Origin of the sequence: Amycolatopsis tolypomycina (assembly GCF_900105945.1) — a bacterium.
In the GTDB taxonomy this organism is placed as follows: Bacteria; Actinomycetota; Actinomycetes; order Mycobacteriales; family Pseudonocardiaceae; genus Amycolatopsis; species Amycolatopsis tolypomycina.
This window is the reverse complement of record NZ_FNSO01000004.1, coordinates 697,768-717,342: the sequence shown is the minus strand read 5'-3', so window position 1 is coordinate 717,342 and position 19,575 is coordinate 697,768. Positions and strand designations below refer to the sequence as shown.

Genomic DNA, 19,575 nt, shown 5'->3' with positions numbered 1-19,575 from the left:
CACACCGGATCTGTGACAACTCGTGTCGCAGGATACGGCCCGCGACCGGCCCTCCGCGACGGCGTTTCGGGTGCCTCGGACCCCCGGTCTGCCACCCCGCCGGGGGTCGTCCCCTAGGGTGGGGAGGAAGAAAACGCGCGCGCGATACACCGCGCGCTGGGAGTGACTCGACCGGGTCGGCCTATGTTACCGCCAAGTAGCGGTGCGGAAGCCGGGACGGAAGACGACGATGGAGAGTCGTACACCCCCGCGTACGAGCACCACCGGCTACAACCTTTCGCAAGGAGACCCCTTGGCCCCGCAGAACGACGGCGCCTCCGGCAAGGAGACCCCGGCACGCGTACGCGTCATCCGTGACGGACTGGCGGCGCACCTGCCCGACATCGACCCGGAGGAGACCGCCGAGTGGCTGGACTCCTTCGACGAGGCCCTGGCAAGGGGCGGGCAGCAGCGAGCCCGGTACCTGATGCTGCGCATCCTCGAGCGGGCCCGGGAGCGGAACGTCGGCGTCCCGGCCCTGACCTCGACGGACTACGTCAACACCATCCCCACCGAGAACGAGCCGTGGTTCCCCGGCGACGAGGACATCGAGCGCCGCTACCGCGCCTGGATCCGCTGGAACGCGGCGATCATGGTGCACCGCGCGCAGCGTCCCGGCGTGGGCGTCGGCGGCCACATCTCGACCTACGCCTCCTCGGCCGCGCTCTACGAGGTGGGCTTCAACCACTTCTTCCGCGGCAAGGACCACTCCGGCGGCGGCGACCAGATCTACATCCAGGGCCACGCCTCCCCCGGCATCTACGCCCGCGCGTTCCTCGAGGGACGCCTGTCCGAGTCGCAGCTCGACGGTTTCCGCCAGGAGTTCAGCCACGCGGGTGAGGGCGGCGGCCTGCCGTCGTACCCGCACCCGCGGCTGATGCCGGAGTTCTGGGAGAACCCGACGGTGTCGATGGGCCTCGGCCCGATGAACGCCATCTACCAGGCCCGGTTCAACCGCTACCTGCGCGACCGCGGCATCAAGAACACCGACGACCAGCACGTCTGGGCGTTCCTCGGCGACGGCGAGATGGACGAGGCCGAGTCGCGGGGCCTCATCCACGTGGCCGCCGGCGAGGGCCTCGACAACCTGACCTTCGTGATCAACTGCAACCTGCAGCGGCTCGACGGCCCGGTGCGCGGCAACGGCAAGATCATCCAGGAGCTGGAGTCGTACTTCCGCGGCGCCGGCTGGAACGTCATCAAGGTGATCTGGGGCCGCGAGTGGGACTCGCTGCTGCACGCCGACCGCGACGGCGCGCTGGTCAACCTGATGAACGTCACCCCGGACGGTGACTACCAGACGTACAAGGCCAACGACGGCGCCTTCGTCCGCGAGCACTTCTTCGGCCGCGACCCGCGGACGAAGGACCTGGTCAAGGACCTCTCCGACGCCGACATCTGGAACCTCAAGCGCGGCGGCCACGACTACCGCAAGGTGTACGCGGCGTACAAGGCGGCGCTGGAGCACCACGGCCAGCCGACGGTGATCCTGGCCCACACGATCAAGGGCTACGGCCTGGGCCCGGCGTTCGAGGGCCGCAACGCCACGCACCAGATGAAGAAGCTCACCCTCGACGACCTGAAGCTGTTCCGCGACTCGCAGCGGATCCCGATCAGCGACGAAGAGCTCGAGCGCGACCCGAAGCTGCCGCCGTACTACCACCCGGGCGCGAACTCGCCCGAGATCGAGTACATGATCGGCCGCCGCAAGGCGCTGGGCGGCTTCCTGCCGGAACGCCGTCCGAAGGCCGCCAAGGCGCTGGTCCTGCCCGGCGACAAGGTCTACGAGGGCATCCGGAAGGGCTCCGGCAAGCAGGAGGTCGCCACCACGATGGCGTTCGTCCGGCTGGTCCGCGAGCTGGCGAAGGACTCCGAGATCGGCAAGCGCGTCGTCCCGATCATCCCGGACGAGGCCCGCACCTTCGGCCTCGACTCGATGTTCCCGACGGCGAAGATCTACAACCCGCACGGCCAGACGTACACGTCGGTCGACGCGAGCCTGATGCTGGCCTACAAGGAGTCCGAGAAGGGCCAGCTGCTGCACGAGGGCATCAACGAGGCCGGCTCGACGGCGTCGTTCACCGCCGTCGGCACGTCGTACGCGACGCACGGCGAGCCGATGATCCCGATCTACATCTTCTACTCGATGTTCGGGTTCCAGCGGACCGGTGACGGCCTGTACGCCGCCGCCGACCAGATGGCCCGCGGGTTCGTCCTCGGCGCCACCGCCGGCCGGACCACCCTGACGGGTGAGGGCCTGCAGCACGCGGACGGGCACTCGCTGCTGCTGGCGGCGACCAACCCGGCCGCGGTCGCCTACGACCCGGCGTGGTCGTTCGAGATCGCGCACATCATCAAGGACGGCCTGCGCCGGATGTACGGCGAGACCGGCCCGGACGGCAACGGCGAGAACGTCTTCTACTACATGACGATCTACAACGAGCCGTACCAGCAGCCCGCCGAGCCGGAGAACCTCGACGTCGACGGCCTGCTGAAGGGTCTGTACAAGTACGCCGACGCCCCCGAGGGCGAAGGGCCCGAGGTGCAGATCCTGGTCTCGGGCGTCACGATGCCGGACGCGCTCAAGGCGCAGCAGAAGCTGGCCGAGGAGTGGGGCGTGCGGGCCGCGGTGTGGTCGGCCACGTCGTGGACGGAGCTGCGGCGCGAAGCCGTCGAGATCGACCACGACAACCTGCTCTACCCGGGCAGCGAGCCGCGCGTGCCGTACGTCACCGAGGCGCTCAAGGGCGCCAACGGGCCGGTCGTGGCGGTGTCGGACTGGATGCGCGCGGTGCCGGACCTGATCCGCCCGTACGTCCCGACCGACATGCTGACGCTGGGCACGGACGGCTTCGGCTTCTCCGACACCCGGCCGGCGGCGCGGCGGAAGTTCCTGGTCGACGCCGAGTCGATCACGGTCGGGGCGCTGTCGATCCTCGCCAAGCGCGGCGAGGTCGACCAGGCGAAGGTGCTCGAAGCGGCCACGAAGTACCGGCTCGACGACATCGCGGCCGCCGGGCCGCAGACGTCGGATTCCGGGAACGCGTGACCTGGTGCTAGGTTCGGGACCCGGCAGACATCCGATGTCTGCCGGGTCCCGTGCATGTAGGGAGTGGTGACGTGACGAAGCGCCGGTTGCCGAAGCCGAGCGAGCTGCAGCAGATCCTGCGGCCGAAGCCGATCGTGCTGAACCCGACGGACCGGCGGCTGGCGAACGCCCACACCATCGCCGACCTGCGGATGATCGCGCGCAAGCGCACCCCGCGGGCGGCGTTCGACTACACCGACGGCGCGGCCGAGCTCGAAGACAGCCTCCGCCGCGCCCGGCAGGCCTACCGCCGCATCGAATTCCACCCGAACGTGCTACGCGGAGTGTCCGATGTGGACACCTCGCGCGAGATCCTCGGCAAGACGTCGGCACTGCCGTTCGCCTTCGCCCCCACCGGTTTCACCCGGATGATGAACCACGAGGGCGAGGCCGCCGTCGGCCGCGTCGCCCAGCGCAACGGCATCCCGATGGGCCTGTCCACGATGGCGACGACGTCGATCGAGGACCTCGCCGCGGCGGCGCCGGACGCGCGCAAGTGGTTCCAGCTGTACGTCTGGCGCGACCACGGCGCCGGCGAAGATCTGATGAATCGCGCGTGGGCGGCGGGCTACGACACGCTGATGCTGACCGTGGACACCCCGGTCGGCGGCGCGCGGCTGCGCGACGTCCGCAACGGCCTGACCATCCCGCCGGCGCTGACCCTCAAGACGTTCCTCGACGGCGCGCTGCACCCCGCGTGGTGGTTCAACCTGCTCACCACCGAGCCGCTGACGTTCGCGTCGCTCAACCACTTCGACGGCACCGTCGCCGAGCTGCTCAACAAGCTGTTCGACCCGACGCTGAACTACGACGACCTCGACTGGGTCCGCCGCACCTGGCCCGGCAAGCTCGTGGTCAAGGGCGTGCAGAACGTCGAGGACGCGCGCGACGTCGTCAAGCACGGCGCCGACGCGGTGCTGCTGTCCAACCACGGCGGCCGCCAGCTCGACCGCGCCCCGACACCCTTGGAGCTGCTCCCGGCGGTGCTCGACGAGATCCAGGGCGGCGCGGAGGTCTGGATCGACACCGGCATCCTGTCCGGCGGCGACATCGTGGCGGCGATCGCCCGCGGCGCCGACGCCGTGCTGATCGGCCGCGCGTTCCTGTACGGCCTGATGGCCGGCGGCGAGCGCGGCGTCCAGCGCTGCGTCGACATCCTGCGCACCGAGATGGTCCGCACGATGCAGCTGCTGGGCGTCCGCACCCTCGCCGACCTGAAGCCCTCTCACGCGACCCTGCGTTAGACCTGCGCCTGGCCGCCGTCGACGAAGAACTCGACGCCGTTGACGAAGCTCGACTCGCCGGTGGCCGGGAACAGCGCCGCGGCGGCGATTTCCGAGGGTCGCCGAGGCGGCCCAGCGGGACCTGTGCCACCAGGCCGTCGACCAGGTCCTGCTGCCCGTCCTCGTCCACCGGGCCCCCGGCGCGGCCCGCCCTCCCTGGGGGCTGCCCCCGCTTCCAGCGTATCGAGGCGGCCTGACAGAAATCGGGGATCGGGCGCGCCGGCGGCCCGCTTGTCCACACCCCGGCCTGGTTGTGCACAACCAGGCGCCGGCGAGCCTGCCGGCTGGGGCACAGTCGAACCTCGCACGGCCTACCGGCAGCCGGTGGACCGAAGAGCGGCCTTGACGTTCGTGGCGAACGTGGTGTCGAACTGCTCCTCGGTGATCTCGCCGAACGGCGCGAAGCTCCCGCCGCCAGAGTTGGCCACGACGACGTCCAGCCCGCGGCCGCGCTCGGCCACCGCGCGGTAGAGCTCGTCGAGGTCGGCCAGGTTCGCCGAGTCCGCCCGGACCGCCGTCACGCTGCCGCCGATCTCGGCGACGGCGTCGTCGAGGACCTCCTTGCGGCGGCCGGTGATGAACACGTGCGCGCCTTCGGCCGCGAACCGCTTCGCGATGGCGAGCCCGATGCCGGTGAGAAAGCGGTCCTGCGCGCGGCCAGGGACCACTTCTGGGAGCACGGTTACGCCGGCACGAAGGTCGACGACATCGCCGCCGCGACCGACCTCGGCAAGGGCAGCCGCTACGGCGCCTTCGGCGACAAACACGCGCTCTACCTGCGCGTTTACGACCACTACTGCACCGAGTCGACCGACGGCGTGCGGCATCAGCTCGACGGCCCCGACGACACGGCCCACCGGCGGCTCGGCGACCACGTACCGGCCATCGCCGCTCGTGCTCGCGGTCCTGCGCGGCCTCGAAGCGCTGGGCAAGGGCGGCGTGGAGCCGACCGGGATCCGCGCGATCGCCGAGACCGCGCTCGCCGTGCTGTCCCGGCCGGTCAAGTCCTGACACATTGGGCCAACTGGTCTCAAGTTCTTGACGGACCGCCTGGTTTGTGACGAAGATCTCGGGCACCCGCCGAAAGGCCGTTTTCGCATCGTGGAAAACGGAGGTCGCCCGTGTTCGTCCAGGATCTGACTCCGCTGGGCTCGCTGGGGCTGTCCGCGCTCGTCGCGGTGCTGCCGCTCGCCACCGTCCTCGTCCTGCTGGGCGTCGTCCGGATGCGGGCGCACCACGCCGCCCTCCTCGGGCTGCTCGTCGCGCTCGTCGTCGGGATCGCCGCCTACGGGATGCCGGTCGTGCAGGCCGTCTCCGGGGCGCTGCAGGGCGCCGCGTTCGGGCTGTGGCCGATCATGTGGATCGTCGTCAACGCGCTGTGGATCTACCGGCTCACCGTGCGGACCGGGCACTTCGACGTCCTGCGCCGCTCGTTCGGCCGGATCTCCGACGACCCGCGCATCCAGGCCCTGATCATCGCGTTCTGCTTCGGCGCGCTCATGGAGGCGCTGGCCGGGTTCGGCGCGCCGGTCGCGATCAGTGCCGTGATGCTGGTGGCCGTCGGGTTCCACCCGGTCAAGGCGGCCGTCGTCGCGCTGGTCGCCAACACCGCGCCGGTTGCGTTCGGCGCCATGGGCACCCCGGTCGTCACGCTGGCCCAGGTGACCGGCCTGCCGCTGCAGGAGGTCTCCTCGATCGTCGGGCGCCAGACGCCGTTGCTCGCGCTCGTCGTGCCGCTGCTGCTGGTGATCATCGTCGACGGCAAGCGCGGCCTGCGCGACACCTGGCTGCCCGCGCTCGTCTGCGGTGTCGCGTTCGGGCTCGTGCAGTTCCTCGCCTCGAACTACGTCTCACCGCAGCTGGCCGACATCGGCGCCGCGCTGGCCGGCGCGGCCGCGCTCGTGGCGCTCCCCCACACCCGCCGCCCGGTGCCCGAAGCCGTCCGGATCGGCACCGGCGGGACGGCGACGGCCGAAGCGCCGCCGGAGGACTCTCGCAACGACGTCGTCAAGGCGTACCTGCCGTACCTGCTCATCATCGTGATCTTCTCGATCGCCGTGCTGCCGCCGGTCAAGCGGCTGCTGGACAAGGCGACCTGGAAGTTCCACTGGCCCGGCCTGAACGTCGCCGCGCCGAACGGGAAACCGGTCTCCGGCAACACGTTCTCGCTGCCGTTCCTCAACACCGGCGGCACGCTGGTGCTGCTGGCCGGCGTCATCACCGCGGCGATCCTGGCGGTGAAGGCGAGCGGCGCCGCGAGCGAGTGGCTGGCGACGGTCAAGGAGCTGCGGTTCGCGATCCTCACCGTCACCGGCGTGCTCGCGCTGGCGTACGTGATGAACCTGTCCGGCCAGACGACCACGATCGGCACGTTCATCGCCGCCGCGGGCGCCGGGCTGGCGTTCCTCTCCCCGGTGCTGGGCTGGTTCGGCGTCGCCGTCTCGGGGTCCGACACCTCGGCCAACGCGCTGTTCGGCGCCCTGCAGGTGACGGCGGCGCACCAGACCGGCCTGCCCGCGGACCTGCTGGCCGCGGCGAACAGCTCCGGCGGCGTCCTCGGCAAGATGGTCTCGCCGCAGAACCTCACCATCGCCTGCGTGGCGGCGAACCTGCCCGGCGAGGAGGGGAAGCTGCTGCGGAAGGTCCTGCCGTGGAGCATCGGGCTGCTGCTGGTGATGTGCCTGATCGTGTGGGGTCAGAGCACCGCGGCGCTCAGCTGGATGCTGCCGTGACCCCGGGCCGGGCGGCGACCCGCTGGGCCGAGCGGTTCCAGCTCCACCAGCCGTGCACGACGAGCCCGGCGAACACGATGTAGATCGCGGCGGAGAAGTAGAGCCCGGACGAGATCTGCAGCGGGACGCCGATCGCGTCGACGGCCAGCCAGACCAGCCAGAACTCGACCAGCCCGAGCCCCTGCGCCCCGAAGGCGACGAGGGTGCCGACGAAGATGGCGGCGTCCGGCCAGGGCGCCCAGGACGCGTTCAGCGCGTCGAGGACCAGCGCCATCACCGTGGTGCCGACGACGAAGGCGCCGATCATGGCCAGCCGTTCGGCGAGCCTGCCCTTGCGGACGACGACGCCGAACACCGGGTCCTGGCGGCGCGTCCAGGCCCACCAGCCGTAGACGGAGATGGCGAGGATGGCGACCTGCCGCGCGGCGAGCCCGCCGAGGTGCGCGGAGACGTAGACGGCGAACAGCAGCACGGTGGCCCCGACCTGCACGGGCCACGTCCACAGGGTGCGACGCTGCGCGAGGAACACGACCGCGAGCGCGAACACCTGCCCGGCGAGCTCCGCGATCGAAATCCACTGGCCGAGCACGGTGATCCCGTGGTGCAGCAGGAAGTCCACGTCACGCCCCTTTCGTCCTCCCGCTCCAACATGCTCGCCGTCGGACGCATTCCCTAGGGAGTGTGAGGGGCGGAACATCCCACGGTTCGGACGTCACCGAGGTGGAGCACACCGCCGCGGACGACCCGCGCGTGCACGCCGAGGGTCATGCCGGTGATCTTCTTCAGCAGACCCGGCGCGGCGGGCAGGCCGTCCCAGGGCAGGTCGACCATCACGCAGCGGACGGCCTTGCGCAGGACCTCCAGCTCGACCGCGCCGATCCGGACGCGCTCCCCCACCCAGGCGTCTTCGGTGAGCTCCGGCGCCGGGCCGGTGTCGAGCAGGATGTTGGGCCGCAGCCGCCGCGCGTCGATCTCGGCGCCGGGTGCCCGTTCGGCCAGCCAGGCCAGCGACGACGTCGTCACCAGGTGGACGGCGGCCTCGTCGTGGTGCGGGACGTCGGCCTCCTTCGTCAGTGCGACGCCGGGGCGGCCGAGCGCAGCCGCGATGTCGGCGTCGCCCCGGGCCGTGCGGCCGTCCGGCAGGGTCACCACCGGGACGTCACCGTCGTAGCGCGCGGCGAAGGTGTTCAGGCCGGGCATCCGCCGGAAGCGGCGGGTGTTCTTGCCGCTGCCGAACTTGCCGTCGGGATCCCGGACGGCGTACAGGCGGTCGCCGTCGAAGCCGCGCTCGCCGACTTCGGCCGAGGCCAGCCGCTCGCCGGCCATCGACTTCACCGGATAGCGCCACAGCGCCGCGACGACCCCCACGCGGTGAGCGTAACGGCGCGGGCCCGGCGGCTTCCCCGACCGCCGGGCCCGATGCCAGGAACGACTCTTTCAGTGCGCCGGACGTCATGAACGACTCTTTCATGACGTCCGGCGCACCGGTCAGGCCTGCGGGCGCGGGGTGCCGACCGGCGGCGTCGGGGTGCTGTCCGCGCCGGCCATCGCGCGCGGGGCCGCCGGGCCGGTGCCCATCTCGCCCGTGCGCTGGGCCGGCGTCTCCAGCTGGTGCTCCATGTTCGCCAGCCAGCCGCGCCAGCGGTCCTGGGCCGGCTTGATCAGGCCACCGCCGAAGCCGACGACGATCACGCCGCCGATCGTCGCCAGCACCGCGATCAGCACCGGGCCGGTGATCGCCGTCGCGATGTTCACCTGGCCGAGCGCCGCGATGATGCCGAACGCCATGATCAGCCAGTAGGCCGCCATCGACAGCGGGCGCGCCGCCCCGCGGCCGGACAACGCCGACGCGACGACGTCCCGCACCACCTTCGCGATCGCCGCGGCCACCACGACGAGCACCAGCGCCACCACGATCCGCGGCAGGAACGCGATGATGTCGTTGAGCAGCTGGCTCACCGGGTTGGTCGGCCCGAACACGCCGAACGCCAGCTGCAGCGCGATGAGCAGAATGAAGTAGTAGACCAATTTGACGAGGATCCCGGTCGCGTCGATCTTCTGCTGGCCGACCTTTCCGCTCAGCCCGGTCCGTTCGACCAGTTTCCCGAAACCGGCTTTCCCGAGCACGAGCGCCAGCCCTTTCGAGACGGCTTTCGCGATCAGCCAGCCGATCAGCAGGATGATCAGGAATCCCACGAGTTTCGGGACGAACGTGGCCACCATGGCCCACGCCTGCCCGAGCCCGTCCTTCAGTTGCTCGCCCATACCGACTCCCTCCACGGATTTTGCACCGGATCGTCGATCAAGTACCCAGGGGCGGCAACTCGTGCGCCCCACGATCGAGTGAGACGACTGGCGCGCGAAGATCACCCGTGGCCATACTGGTTCTACCGGTGGGGACCGGGGAGACGAGGCCGTCCGGCGCAGCGTAAACCGCAAGCGCCGGGCGGCCTCGAGCAATTTCGGCAGACAAGCACTGCCGGATCAGCGTCAGGCCGCGCGCAGGGCGTCGCGGAGTTTCACTTTCGCGCCGGTGCGCATCACGGCGTTCCGGTAGATCCGCGCGGCGAACCAGATCAGCCCCGGAATCAACAGCACCACCAGCCCCACCGACACCACGGCTTCCCAAACGGGCACTCCGCCCATCGCCAGCCGCATCGGCATCAGCGTCGGCGAGAACACCGGAATCACCGAAAGCACTTCGACGAACGTGTTGCCCGGATCCGACGGCAGCACGGAAATGCCGATCACGTACCCGGCGATCACGAACATCAGCGCCGGCGTCGTCACGCCGCCGACGTCTTCCTGCCGCGAGACCAGCGCCCCGAGCGCGGCGAACACGATCGAGTACATCAAGAACCCGAGCAGGTACCAGACGATCAGCCAGACGACCGTGCCCACGGCGGCCGAGACGGAGATCGTCAGCACGTCCATGGCCAGCCCGGCCACCAGCCCGCCGACGCCGATCACGACCATCTGGATCAGCCCGACCGCCCCGATGCCGAGCACCTTGCCCGCCATCAGCTGCCACGGCTTGATCGTCGACAGCAGCAGCTCGACCACCCGCGAGGTCTTCTCCTCGACGACGCCCTGCGCGACGATCTGGCCGTTCATCAGCAAGGACATGTAGATGAGGATGCCGGCGATGATGCCCAGCACGAGCTGCTGGCCGTTGTAGTCGTACGGCTGCTCCAGGGGCGGGTCCTCGACGAACTTCGCCGAGGCGACCGCGGCCTCGAACCGGGCGGGGTCACCGCCCAGCGCGGCGACCTGCTGGGTCACCGCCACCTGCTGGGCCAGCACCTGCAGGACGTCCTTCAGCTTGCCGTCGAGGTCCTTCTTCACCTGGACGTGCACGCTCTTGCCGTCGCCGGTGAGCAGCGCGTCGAGCGAGCCGTCGGCCAGCTTGGCGCGCCCAGCGGCCTCGTCGGCGACCGCGGTGGCGTCGATGGTCACGCCGATCGCCTGGCCACCCGACTTCAGCGGCGCCGACAACCCGGCGGTCGCCGGGGTGTAGCCGACGGTCGAGTCGGCGCCGCCACTGCCGGTGACCAGCTTGATCACCAGGATGCCGGCCACGATCAGCAACAGCGTGACCGCGGTGCTGATCCGGTAGGCCTTCGACTTGACGCGGGTGCTGATCTCGCGGGAGGCGACCAGGCCGACCGCCGCCGCCGGGCTCATCCGGACGTCCGGGGTGCTCATTAGGCCACCATCCCTTCTGCAGCCCGAACCGATAGGGTTGTGACCACTCGGTCCCGGTGGGTGCATGGCCTAGCGTGCGTGCCGCTTGACGGCCAGCATGAGTACTGCCAGCCCCGCCGGGCCGAGGCCGCTTTACCGGCCTTAGGAACATGCCCCGACCTGGCCGAGGGCCGATTAATGAGCTTCCGGACAGCGTCCTCACCACCGAGCGGGTCCTTCACCGTCAGAGAAGGAGCACCGCGCGCGTGTTCGCGGGATGGGACTGGGCCAGCGGCTCGCACGATGTGACCGTGATCGACCAGGCCGGGACGAGGACCGACCGATGGGCGCTGGCCCACGCCGAAACCGGAATTGCCGGCACCCTGGCCAGGCTGCGCCGCCACGGCGATCCGGCCGGGCTGCCGGTAGCGATCGAGACCACCCGGGGACTGGTCGTGGACCGGCTGCTGGCTGCTGGGCACCCCGTGATTCCCATACACCCCAACGCCTTCAACGCCGTCCGGCCCCGCTGGGGCGCAGCCCGGGCCAAAAGCGACCCCGGCGACTCGTTCAAACTCGCGGACTACCTGCGCACCGACGGCCACCAGCTGCGGACCTTGACACCCACGCTGCCCGAGACACTGGAGCTGCAAGCGCTGACCCGGCAACGCGCCGACCACGTCGAAGCGCGCGTCGCGGCGGTCAACCAGCTCGCTGCGCTGCTGGATGAGCACTGGCCCGGCGGGAAAGCCGTGTTCGCAAGCCTGGACAGTGACATCGCCCTGGCCTTCCTGGACCGCTACCCCACGCCCGCGGACGCGGCCCGCTTGACCGCCGGCCGGCTGGAAGCGTTCTGCAAACGCCACGGCTACTCCGGCAAACGACCCGGCAGTGCGCTGATCGAGCGGCTGCGCACCGCCCCCGCGGCGGCCTCCCGGCTGGGCCGGACTGTGATCACCCGGCTGGTCGGTGTCCAAGTGCAGCTGGTGCGGTCCCTGCGTGTCACCATCCGCGAACTGGATGCCGCCATCGCCGAGGCAGTCAAGACGCATCCCTGGGCCGAACTGATCGCCGGACTGCCCCGGATCGGCTCCGTCAACCTCGGTCAAGTCATCGGTGAGATCGGCCCCATGCTCGAACGCGCCAACGGCTGCGCGCAACTGGCCGCCGAGACCGGTGCGGCACCGGTCACCAAGGAATCCGGGAAACACCGCCAGGTCAACTTCCGGCACGCGGTCAACCGCCGAGCCCGGCAAGCCCTGATGACCTTCGCCGACAACAGCCGGCACGACAGCAACTGGGCCGCCACGATCTACAACAACGCGCGTTCCCGAGGCAAACGCCACCCCCACGCGGTGCGGATCCTGGCCCGCGCCTGGCTGCGCGTCATCTGGGCCTGCTGGCGCGACAGAACCTGCTACGACCCTGCCATCCACCACACCACCACCAAGATCAACACAGTGGAAGGGTTGACTTAGGAAACTCATGCGGACACCTCCTCGGTGGTGACGACGGAACGGAACAGCTCGGTCAGCGACGGCTGCTCGCGGGCGAACTCGCGGACCGGCCCGGTGGCCAGCGCCGCCTTGAGCACGGCCTGGTCGTCGGCGTCCTCGCCCAGTTCGAGCTCGGTCACCGCGCCCGTCCGGCCGAGCACCTTGACCCCGGGCAGGCCGTCGGCCCACCCGTCGGCGGCCTCGGGGACGTCGACCCGCAGCCGCGTCGTGCCGCCGACGCGCAGCTCGCCGACCGTGCCGACGGCCACCATCTGTCCACTCCGGACGATCCCGACGCGGTCGCAGAGCCGTTCGACCAGATCGAGCTGGTGGCTGGAGAACACGACCGGCACGCCCTCGGCGGCCTTCTCCTTGAGCACCTGGCTCATCACGTCGACCGCGACCGGGTCGAGGCCGGAGAACGGCTCGTCGAGCACCAGGATCCGCGGCTCGTGCACCAGCGCGGCGGCCAGCTGGACGCGCTGCTGGTTGCCGAGGCTGAGCTTCTGGACCTCGTCGTCGCGGCGGCCGGCGACGCCCAGCCGTTCGGTCCACTTGCCGGTCGACGACCGCGCGTCCGCCGTCGACATCCCGTGCAGCCGGGCGAGGTACGTCAGCTGCTCGGCCACCTTCATCTTCGGGTAGAGGCCGCGTTCTTCGGGCATGTAGCCGATGTGGCGGCGGGTTTCGTGCGTCACCGGCGCGCCGTCGTAGCGGACTTCGCCGGCGTCGGCGGACAGCACGCCGAGCGCGATCCGCATGGTCGTGGTCTTGCCGGCGCCGTTGCTGCCGACGAAACCGAACAGTTCCCCCGGCCGGACGTCGAACGTCATTTCCCGAAGGGCGACCACGTCGCCGTAGCGTTTGGAGATCCCGTCGATCTCTAAACCGGTCATTCCGGTTCCCCCGTTCTCGTGTGGCCCGATCCTAGGCAGTGCGTACACGCTCCGCCTACCCTCGCGCGTTGCCGCGCGGGGCTACCAAAGTTGCGGGCACGTAGGATCGCGGGCGCCATGGATGGAACCACCGCCCCGCGCCGGGTGCCGAAGCACCACGGACTGTCCGCGAAGACGCTCCGGCGGCTCGAGCACGCGTCCGGCAGCCTGGCGAGCGCGAGCATCGCGGTGATGGAGCGGCGGCTGCCCTGGTTCGCCCGGCTGCCCGCCGACCAGCGCGCGAGCGTCCTGCTGATCACCCAGGCCGGCGCGGCCGGCTTCGTCGACTGGCTGCGGGATTCCAAGGAGGCGCTGAAGCTCACGACCGAGGCGTTCCGCGACGCGCCGGCCGAGCTGTCGCGGTGGATCAGCCTGCGCCAGGCGGTCGGCATGGTGCGGCTGGCCATCGAGGTCTTCGAGGAGCAGCTGCCCGAGTTCGCGGCGAACGAAGCGGAACGGGCCGCCCTGATCGAGGGAATCCTCCGATACGGGCGCGAAATCGCCTTCGCGGCGGCGAATTCGTACGCCGCCGCGGCGGAGGCGCGCGGCGCCTGGGACGCCCGGCTGGAGGCACTGGTCGTCGACGGCATCGTCCGCGGCGACGCCGAGGAGTCGGTGCTCTCGCGGGCCACGGCGCTGGGCTGGGACCCCTCCGCGGCCGCCACGGTGCTGGTCGGCAACCCGCCGTCGGAGGACCCGCCGACGGTGGTGTTCGAGGTCCGCAGCCGCGCGGCCCGCGTCGGCCGCCCGGTGCTGCTGTCGGTGCAGGGTTCCCGGCTGGTCGTCGTGGTCGGCGGGCCCACCGAGGGCGGGGTGAAGGAGCGGGAGGCCCTGACCCGCATGTCGGTGGCGTTCGCCGAGGGCCCGGTGGTCGCCGGCCCGACGGTGCCGACACTGGCCGAAGCCCACCACAGCGCGACGGAGGCGTTGTCGGGCCTGCGCGCGGTGGTCGGCTGGCCGGGCGCGCCCCGCCCGGTGCGCTCGGGCGACCTGCTGCCCGAGCGCGCGCTGTCGGGCGACGCGGAGGCCGAGCGCCTGCTGGTGGACACGATCGCCCGCCCGCTGGAGGAGGCCGGCCCGACCCTGCAGCGCACGGTCGAGGCGTACCTGGAGAGCGGCGGCGTGCTGGAGACGTGCGCGAAGACGCTGTTCGTCCACCCGAACACGGTCCGCTACCGCCTCCGGAAGGCGGCCGACCTCACCGGCTGCCAGGCCACCGACCCGCGCGACGCCCTGGTGCTGCGGATCGCCCTGACCGTGGGCCGCCTGGCTCGCGCTCGCGGCCTCTGGTGACCCCTTCCCGAGACGGGCGTCACGTGATGGACTTAACAGCGAAAGGTGATTGAACCCGACAAGGCATCCGGGTTACGCGCGAGCTTCTCCCACGCTTCTTTGGAGGGTTCCGACAAAGACGCCGCACAGACACTGTGAACGTCGGCATCCCGGGAAACACCCTCTCCCGTGTTGTCTTGAAGGGTGACAGCAGCAGTCCTCGCTCCCGGCCAGGGGTCCCAGGCCCCCGGCATGTTCACGCCCTGGCTCGACCTCGACGGCGCGCGCGAGCGCGTCGCGCAGTGGTCCGACCGCGCGGGGCTCGACCTGCTCTTCCTCGGTACCGAGGCGGACGCCGACGAGATCCAGGACACCGCGATCGCGCAGCCGCTGATCGTCGCGCTGTCGCTGCTCACCTTCGAGCACCTCCAGGCCACCGCGCCGGTGCCCGCGGACGCGCCGGTCGCCGGCCACTCCGTCGGCGAGCTCGCGGCCGCCGCGATCGCCGGGGTGCTCAAGCCCGAAGACGCCGTCGCGCTCGCCGCCGTCCGCGGCGCCGAGATGGCGAAGGCGTGCGCGCTGGAACCGACGTCGATGGCCGCGGTCATGCTCGGCGACCCCGAGCAGGTCGTCGCGTGGCTCGAAGGGCAGGGCCTGACCGCGGCGAACCGCAACGGCGCCGGGCAGATCGTCGCCTCCGGTGCCGCCGACACGATCGCGAAGATCGTCGCCGAACCCCTCGAAGGCACGAAGATCCGCGCCCTCAAGGTCGCCGGCGCGTTCCACACGCACTACATGGCGCCCGCCGAGGAGGCGATGCGCGCCCACGCCGCCGACCTGACCCCGGCCGACCCCACCCGCCCGCTGCTGTCCAATGCGGACGGCACCGTCGTCACCAGCGGGGCCGAGTACCTGGCGCGGCTGGTCTCCCAGGTCACCCGGCCGGTCCGCTGGGACCTGACGATGGACGGCCTGGTCGGCCTCGGCGTCACCCGCACGATCGAACTCGCGCCCGCGGGCACCCTGACCGGCCTGGTCAAGCGGCAGCTCAAGGGCGTCGTCACCACTACCACCGCGCTGAAGACGCCGGCCGAGCTGGCGGCCCTGCGCCAGGAGGACGCCTCGTGACCGACCGACCCGCCCTGAGCCTCAACCCCGGCTCCCGCGGCAGCCGCGTACTGGGCATCGGCAGCGCGCAGCCGGAGAAGATCGTCACCAACGACGACCTCTCGAAGATCATGGACACCACCGACGAGTGGATCCAGTCGCGCGTCGGGATCGTCGAGCGGCGGTTCGCCGAGAAGGACGAGCTGCTCACCGACTTCGCCGTCGCCGCCGGCAAGGCCGCCCTCGAAGACGCCGGGGTCGAGCCGTCCGAAGTGGACACCGTCATCCTGCCGAACTGCACGATGCCGACGCTCATCCCGAACGCCGCCGCGCAGGTGGCGGCCCGGATCGGCATCCCCAGCCCCGGCGCCTTCGACCTCAACGCCGCGTGCGCCGGCTTCTGCTACGGCCTGGGTGTCGCCTCGGACCTGATCCGGGCGGGCTCGGCCAAGAAGGTGCTGGTCATCGGCGCGGAGAAGCTCACCGACTCGGTCGACCCGGTCGACCGGGCCAACGCGATCATCTTCGCCGACGGCGCCGGCGCCGCGGTCGTCGGCGCGTCCGACGAGCCGCAGATCGGCCCGGTGTCCTGGGGCAGCGCGGGCGACCTGGTCGACCTGATCTACATGCGCGAGGAGAAGTACATCTACCAGGAGGGCCAGTCGGTCTTCCGGTGGGCGACCACGAAGATCGCGCCGATCGCGATGCAGGCGCTCGAGGTCGCCGGGCTCAAGCCGTCCGATGTGGACGTGCTGATCCCGCACCAGGCGAACCTGCGCATCGTCGAGGCGATCGCGAAGAAGCTGCGGGCCAACGGCGCCCGTGACGACATGGTCGTCGCCGACGACATCAAGTACTCCGGCAACACCTCGTCGGCGTCCATCCCCCTCGCGCTGGACCACATGCGCAAGGCCGGGACGGCGAAGCCCGGCGACCTGGTGCTGGCGGTCGGGTTCGGCGCGGGCCTGTCCTACGCCGGGCAGGCGTTCGTCTGCCCCTGATCACCGTTACGCTCCCCGCGGGCACTCGCCCGAGGGACAAACAGACCCCCAGATAGACCGAGAAGGGAACTACCCCATGGCTGACAACGCTGAGATCCTCGCCGGCCTCGCCGAGATCGTCGAAGAGGTCGCTGGTGTGGCTCAGGACGACGTCACCGCCGAGAAGTCGTTCGTGGACGACCTGGACATCGACTCGCTGTCGATGGTCGAGATCGCCGTGCAGGCCGAGGACAAGTTCGGCGTCAAGATCCCGGACGACGAGCTCGCCAACCTCAAGACCGTGGGCGACGCGGTGAACTACGTGTCCGCCAACTCGAAGTAAGTCCTCTTCCCTCCTTGAGGAGACTCCCATGAGCAACATCGACGTCGTGATCACCGGTCTCGGCGCCACCACACCGCTCGGCGGGGACGTCACGTCCACCTGGGACGGTCTGCTGGCCGGGGCGAGCGGGGTTCGCGCGATCGAGGCCGACTGGGTCGAGGAGCTGCAGCTGCCGGTCAAGATCGGCGGTCAGCTGGCCGTCGAGCCGACCGATGTCCTGCCCCGGGTCCAGGCCCGCCGGATGGACCGCTGCGAGCAGGTCGCGCTGATCGCCGCCCGGCAGGCGTGGGCCGACGCCGGGTACAGCGAGCCGACCGACGAGCACACCGACGTCGACCCCGACCGCCTCGGCGTGTCGATCGGCACCGGTATCGGCGGCCCGGTCACCCTGCTCACCCAGAACGACCTGTTGCACCAGCAGGGTCTCCGCAAGGTGTCGCCGCTGACCGTGCCGATGCTGATGCCGAACGGCCCGGCCGCGCACGTGGGCATCGACCTCAAGGCGCGGGCCGGGGTGCACTCCCCGGCCTCGGCCTGTGCCTCGGGTGCCGAGGGCATCGCCAGCGGGGTGGAGATGATCCGCTCCGGGCGCGCCGACGTCGTGATCGCGGGGGGCGCCGAAGCGTGCATCCACCCGATCACGCTGGCCGGGTTCGCCCAGGCCCGCACGGTCTCCACGCGCAACGACGACCCGGCGAGCGCGTCGCGGCCGTTCGACGCCAGCCGCGACGGCTTCGTCCTCGGCGAGGGCGCCGGCGTGGTCATCCTGGAGCGCGCGGACCTGGCGAAGGCCCGCGGGGCGCGCGTCTACGCGACGCTCGCCGGGCACGGCATCACCTCGGACGCCTACCACATCACGGGCAACCACCCCGAGGGCGTCGGCCAGATCGCCGCGATGCGCGCGGCGATGAAGATGGCCGGCGTGACCCCGGCCGACGTCGGGCACGTGAACGCGCACGCGACGTCCACTGTGGTCGGTGACATCGGCGAGGCGGCGGCGATCCGCAACGCGATCGGCGAGCACGTGGTCGTGACGGCGCCGAAGGGCTCGCTCGGCCACCTCGTCGGCGGCGCCGGCGCGGTCGAGGGGATCATCACGATCCTGGCGCTCTACCACGGCCTGGTGCCGGCCACCCGGAACCTGACCGACCTCGACCCGCGGGTGCAGCTGGACGTCGTCGCGGGCGAGCCGCGCAAGGTCGAGCTGACCGCGGCGATCAGCAACTCGTTCGGGTTCGGCGGCCACAACACCGCGCTGCTGTTCACCCCGGCGGCCTGAGCCCGCTCGGACACGAAGAAGGGGCCCGGCTTCGGCCGGGCCCCTTTCTCGTCGTTCAGCACTTCTCGTGCTCGGGCGGTGGCCCGCCGTCGACGGCGGCGATCTTCAGGGTCTTGTCCTCGATCACCATCGGCATGACGAGCCGCCACTTGATGCACGGCTCGCGGAAGAACAGCGGGGCGTTCTCCACGGCCTGCCTGCTGGTGAACCCGACCAGGACCCGCAGCGAGGACGCGGGCGAACGCTCGATCCGGTAGACGAGGGCGTCGCTGTCCTTTGTGGTGCGAACGCCCTTCAGCCAGTCGGCCTGTGGCTGGCCCGCGGCCCGGTCGTCGGTGACCACGTCCGTCCACTGCTGGTACTGCTTGCTGTTGATGGCCGCGAAGTACTTCTTCAGCACCTTGCGCACGGCGTCGGCCTGCGGGTGGGCTCGGGCGTCGTCGGTCATCCGGACGTCGTCGGCCGCACCGGGCTCGCCGCTGCTCGACGGCGACGGCGACGGCACCGCGACGGAGGCGTCGTCGACGGGCTGGTCGGGCCGCCGGTAGATTTCGCGCGCGAGCAGGCCACCGCCGACGGTCACGGACAACACCACGACCACGACGGGCACCAGCCAGCGCTGGCGAGAGCTGGGGGCGGGGGTGGTCACGCGGAAAGCGTACCGGCCCCCGTCCCGGGGCTCAGCCGACCTGGTGCAGCCAGGTCACCGGCGCGCCGTCGCCGGCGTGGCGGAACGGCTCGAGCGCCTCGTCCCAGCTCGCGGCCAGGAGCTCGTCCAGCTTGTGCGCGAGGGATTCGCCGCCGCGGGTCATGGTGACGAGCGCGCGCAGCTGGTCCTCGCCCACCACGATGTCGCCGTTGGCGCTGGTCCGGCCGTGCCACAGGCCGAGGCCGGGCGCGAAGCAGAACCGTTCGCCGTCGACGCCCGCGCTGGGCTCTTCGGTGACTTCGAACCGGAGCATCGGCCACGCCTTGAGCGCGGCCGCCAGTTTGGCGCCGGTGCCCGCGGGCGCGCGCCAGCCGCACTCGGCGCGAAGCTGACCCGGACTGGCCGGCTGCGCCGTCCACTTCAGGTCAACGCGGGCACCCAGGGTGCCCGAAATGGCCCACTCGACGTGCGGACACACCGCAGACGGCGACGAGTGGACGTACACCACACCTCGGGTGCTGCCACGGGTGCTCACTGCTACCTCCGCTTGCTCGACGAGGGACGTCTTCCCCTACGCCCTACTCCGAGCTGCAGCGCGGCCTCAGCGCGGCTCCCGAATGCCGCCTCCGATGCGTTGTAGCACATTCTGCACCCCAACCGTGCCGTTTGGCCACATGAACACCACAAG

17 protein-coding genes and 1 pseudogene are annotated in these 19,575 nt (G+C 70.9%); 10 read left to right on the top strand and 8 right to left on the bottom strand.

Annotated elements, in window-relative coordinates; translation table 11 throughout:
- Positions 1–292 precede the first annotated feature (292 nt).
- Both aceE and BLW76_RS14025 read left to right on the top strand, forming a co-directional pair.
- Positions 293–3,088: a pyruvate dehydrogenase (acetyl-transferring), homodimeric type gene (aceE, locus tag BLW76_RS14030; RefSeq protein ID WP_091307073.1), complete on the top strand. Its 2,796-nt coding sequence runs from the start codon at positions 293–295 to the stop codon at positions 3,086–3,088.
- 71 nt (positions 3,089–3,159) lie between these two features.
- Positions 3,160–4,371, top strand: a complete 1,212-nt coding sequence (locus tag BLW76_RS14025; RefSeq protein ID WP_091307071.1) for an alpha-hydroxy acid oxidase — start codon at positions 3,160–3,162, stop codon at positions 4,369–4,371.
- 350 nt (positions 4,372–4,721) lie between these two features.
- Here the strand turns inward: BLW76_RS14025 and BLW76_RS49590 are convergent, their stop codons facing one another.
- A complete protein-coding gene (locus BLW76_RS49590) occupies positions 4,722–4,994 on the bottom strand; it encodes an SDR family oxidoreductase (RefSeq protein WP_244170165.1) in 273 nt (90 codons plus the stop codon).
- Between BLW76_RS49590 and BLW76_RS49585 the strand changes: the two are divergent.
- Positions 4,995–5,135: pseudogene (locus BLW76_RS49585) on the top strand (TetR family transcriptional regulator); the annotation flags it as partial.
- Between the two features lie 396 nt (positions 5,136–5,531).
- Positions 5,532–7,142 (top strand): L-lactate permease, encoded by a 1,611-nt coding sequence (locus BLW76_RS14015; RefSeq protein ID WP_091307068.1) that lies wholly within the window; start codon positions 5,532–5,534, stop codon positions 7,140–7,142.
- On the opposite strand, the gene BLW76_RS14010 is transcribed toward BLW76_RS14015, so the two are convergent.
- The 4 genes from BLW76_RS14010 to BLW76_RS13995 all read right to left on the bottom strand — a co-directional run bounded on the left by BLW76_RS14010 (position 7,123) and on the right by BLW76_RS13995 (position 10,847).
- On the bottom strand, positions 7,123–7,761 hold the full coding sequence (locus BLW76_RS14010) for a nicotinamide mononucleotide transporter family protein (RefSeq protein ID WP_086852227.1): 639 nt from the start codon (positions 7,759–7,761) through the stop codon (positions 7,123–7,125). The two genes, BLW76_RS14015 and BLW76_RS14010, sit on opposite strands and share 20 nt — an antisense overlap.
- Before the next feature lie 53 nt (positions 7,762–7,814).
- Positions 7,815–8,510, bottom strand: coding sequence for an MOSC domain-containing protein (locus tag BLW76_RS14005; protein ID WP_091307065.1), 696 nt, complete (start codon positions 8,508–8,510; stop codon positions 7,815–7,817).
- Positions 8,511–8,630: 120 nt separating this feature from the next.
- The gene (locus BLW76_RS14000; protein ID WP_091307062.1) at positions 8,631–9,407 is read right to left on the bottom strand and encodes a mechanosensitive ion channel family protein; all 777 of its coding nucleotides are present in this window, start codon (positions 9,405–9,407) and stop codon (positions 8,631–8,633) included.
- A gap of 225 nt (positions 9,408–9,632) precedes the next feature.
- Complete coding sequence (locus tag BLW76_RS13995) at positions 9,633–10,847, bottom strand: ABC transporter permease (RefSeq protein WP_244170164.1); 1,215 nt, start codon at positions 10,845–10,847, stop codon at positions 9,633–9,635.
- Between the two features lie 245 nt (positions 10,848–11,092).
- Between BLW76_RS13995 and BLW76_RS13990 the strand changes: the two genes are divergently transcribed.
- A complete protein-coding gene (locus BLW76_RS13990; RefSeq protein WP_091307059.1) occupies positions 11,093–12,304 on the top strand; it encodes an IS110 family RNA-guided transposase in 1,212 nt (403 codons plus the stop codon).
- A 5-nt stretch (positions 12,305–12,309) separates the two neighbouring features.
- Here the strand turns inward: BLW76_RS13990 and BLW76_RS13985 are convergent, their stop codons facing one another.
- A complete protein-coding gene (locus BLW76_RS13985; protein WP_091307055.1) occupies positions 12,310–13,218 on the bottom strand; it encodes an ABC transporter ATP-binding protein in 909 nt (302 codons plus the stop codon).
- Between the two features lie 117 nt (positions 13,219–13,335).
- Between BLW76_RS13985 and BLW76_RS13980 the strand changes: the two genes are divergently transcribed.
- The 5 genes from BLW76_RS13980 to BLW76_RS13960 all read left to right on the top strand — a co-directional run bounded on the left by BLW76_RS13980 (position 13,336) and on the right by BLW76_RS13960 (position 18,238).
- Positions 13,336–14,550: a PucR family transcriptional regulator gene (locus BLW76_RS13980; protein ID WP_091307052.1), complete on the top strand. Its 1,215-nt coding sequence runs from the start codon at positions 13,336–13,338 to the stop codon at positions 14,548–14,550.
- A 183-nt stretch (positions 14,551–14,733) separates the two neighbouring features.
- Positions 14,734–15,657 carry an ACP S-malonyltransferase gene (locus BLW76_RS13975; RefSeq protein ID WP_091307049.1) on the top strand — a complete coding sequence of 308 codons (924 nt, stop codon included), beginning with the start codon at positions 14,734–14,736 and terminating at the stop codon, positions 15,655–15,657.
- A complete protein-coding gene (locus BLW76_RS13970) occupies positions 15,654–16,637 on the top strand; it encodes a beta-ketoacyl-ACP synthase III (RefSeq protein WP_091307046.1) in 984 nt (327 codons plus the stop codon). The genes BLW76_RS13975 and BLW76_RS13970 overlap by 4 nt, the downstream gene beginning before the upstream one ends.
- Before the next feature lie 76 nt (positions 16,638–16,713).
- On the top strand, positions 16,714–16,959 hold the full coding sequence (locus tag BLW76_RS13965; protein WP_004559006.1) for an acyl carrier protein: 246 nt from the start codon (positions 16,714–16,716) through the stop codon (positions 16,957–16,959).
- 28 nt (positions 16,960–16,987) lie between these two features.
- The gene (locus BLW76_RS13960; RefSeq protein ID WP_091307043.1) at positions 16,988–18,238 is read left to right on the top strand and encodes a beta-ketoacyl-[acyl-carrier-protein] synthase family protein; all 1,251 of its coding nucleotides are present in this window, start codon (positions 16,988–16,990) and stop codon (positions 18,236–18,238) included.
- Between the two features lie 55 nt (positions 18,239–18,293).
- Here the strand turns inward: BLW76_RS13960 and BLW76_RS13955 are convergent, their stop codons facing one another.
- Together BLW76_RS13955 and BLW76_RS13950 are read right to left on the bottom strand one after the other, a co-directional pair.
- Entirely contained in the window at positions 18,294–18,887 is a 594-nt protein-coding gene (locus BLW76_RS13955; protein ID WP_091307040.1) for a hypothetical protein, read from the bottom strand.
- Between the two features lie 31 nt (positions 18,888–18,918).
- Positions 18,919–19,422 (bottom strand): DUF3145 domain-containing protein, encoded by a 504-nt coding sequence (locus BLW76_RS13950; RefSeq protein WP_091307039.1) that lies wholly within the window; start codon positions 19,420–19,422, stop codon positions 18,919–18,921.
- Positions 19,423–19,575 lie beyond the last annotated feature (153 nt).

Bases quoted from the DNA above. Each gene is read 5' to 3' on its own strand.
- BLW76_RS13995 (WP_244170164.1), bottom strand. From the start codon at position 10,847: ATGAGCACCCCGGACGTCCGGATGAGCCCGGCGGCGGCGGTCGGCCTG.
- BLW76_RS13960 (WP_091307043.1), top strand. From the start codon at position 16,988: ATGAGCAACATCGACGTCGTGATCACCGGTCTCGGCGCCACCACACCG.
- BLW76_RS13965 (WP_004559006.1), top strand. From the start codon at position 16,714: ATGGCTGACAACGCTGAGATCCTCGCCGGCCTCGCCGAGATCGTCGAA.
- BLW76_RS13985 (WP_091307055.1), bottom strand. From the start codon at position 13,218: ATGACCGGTTTAGAGATCGACGGGATCTCCAAACGCTACGGCGACGTG.
- BLW76_RS14000 (WP_091307062.1), bottom strand. From the start codon at position 9,407: ATGGGCGAGCAACTGAAGGACGGGCTCGGGCAGGCGTGGGCCATGGTG.
- BLW76_RS13980 (WP_091307052.1), top strand. From the start codon at position 13,336: ATGGATGGAACCACCGCCCCGCGCCGGGTGCCGAAGCACCACGGACTG.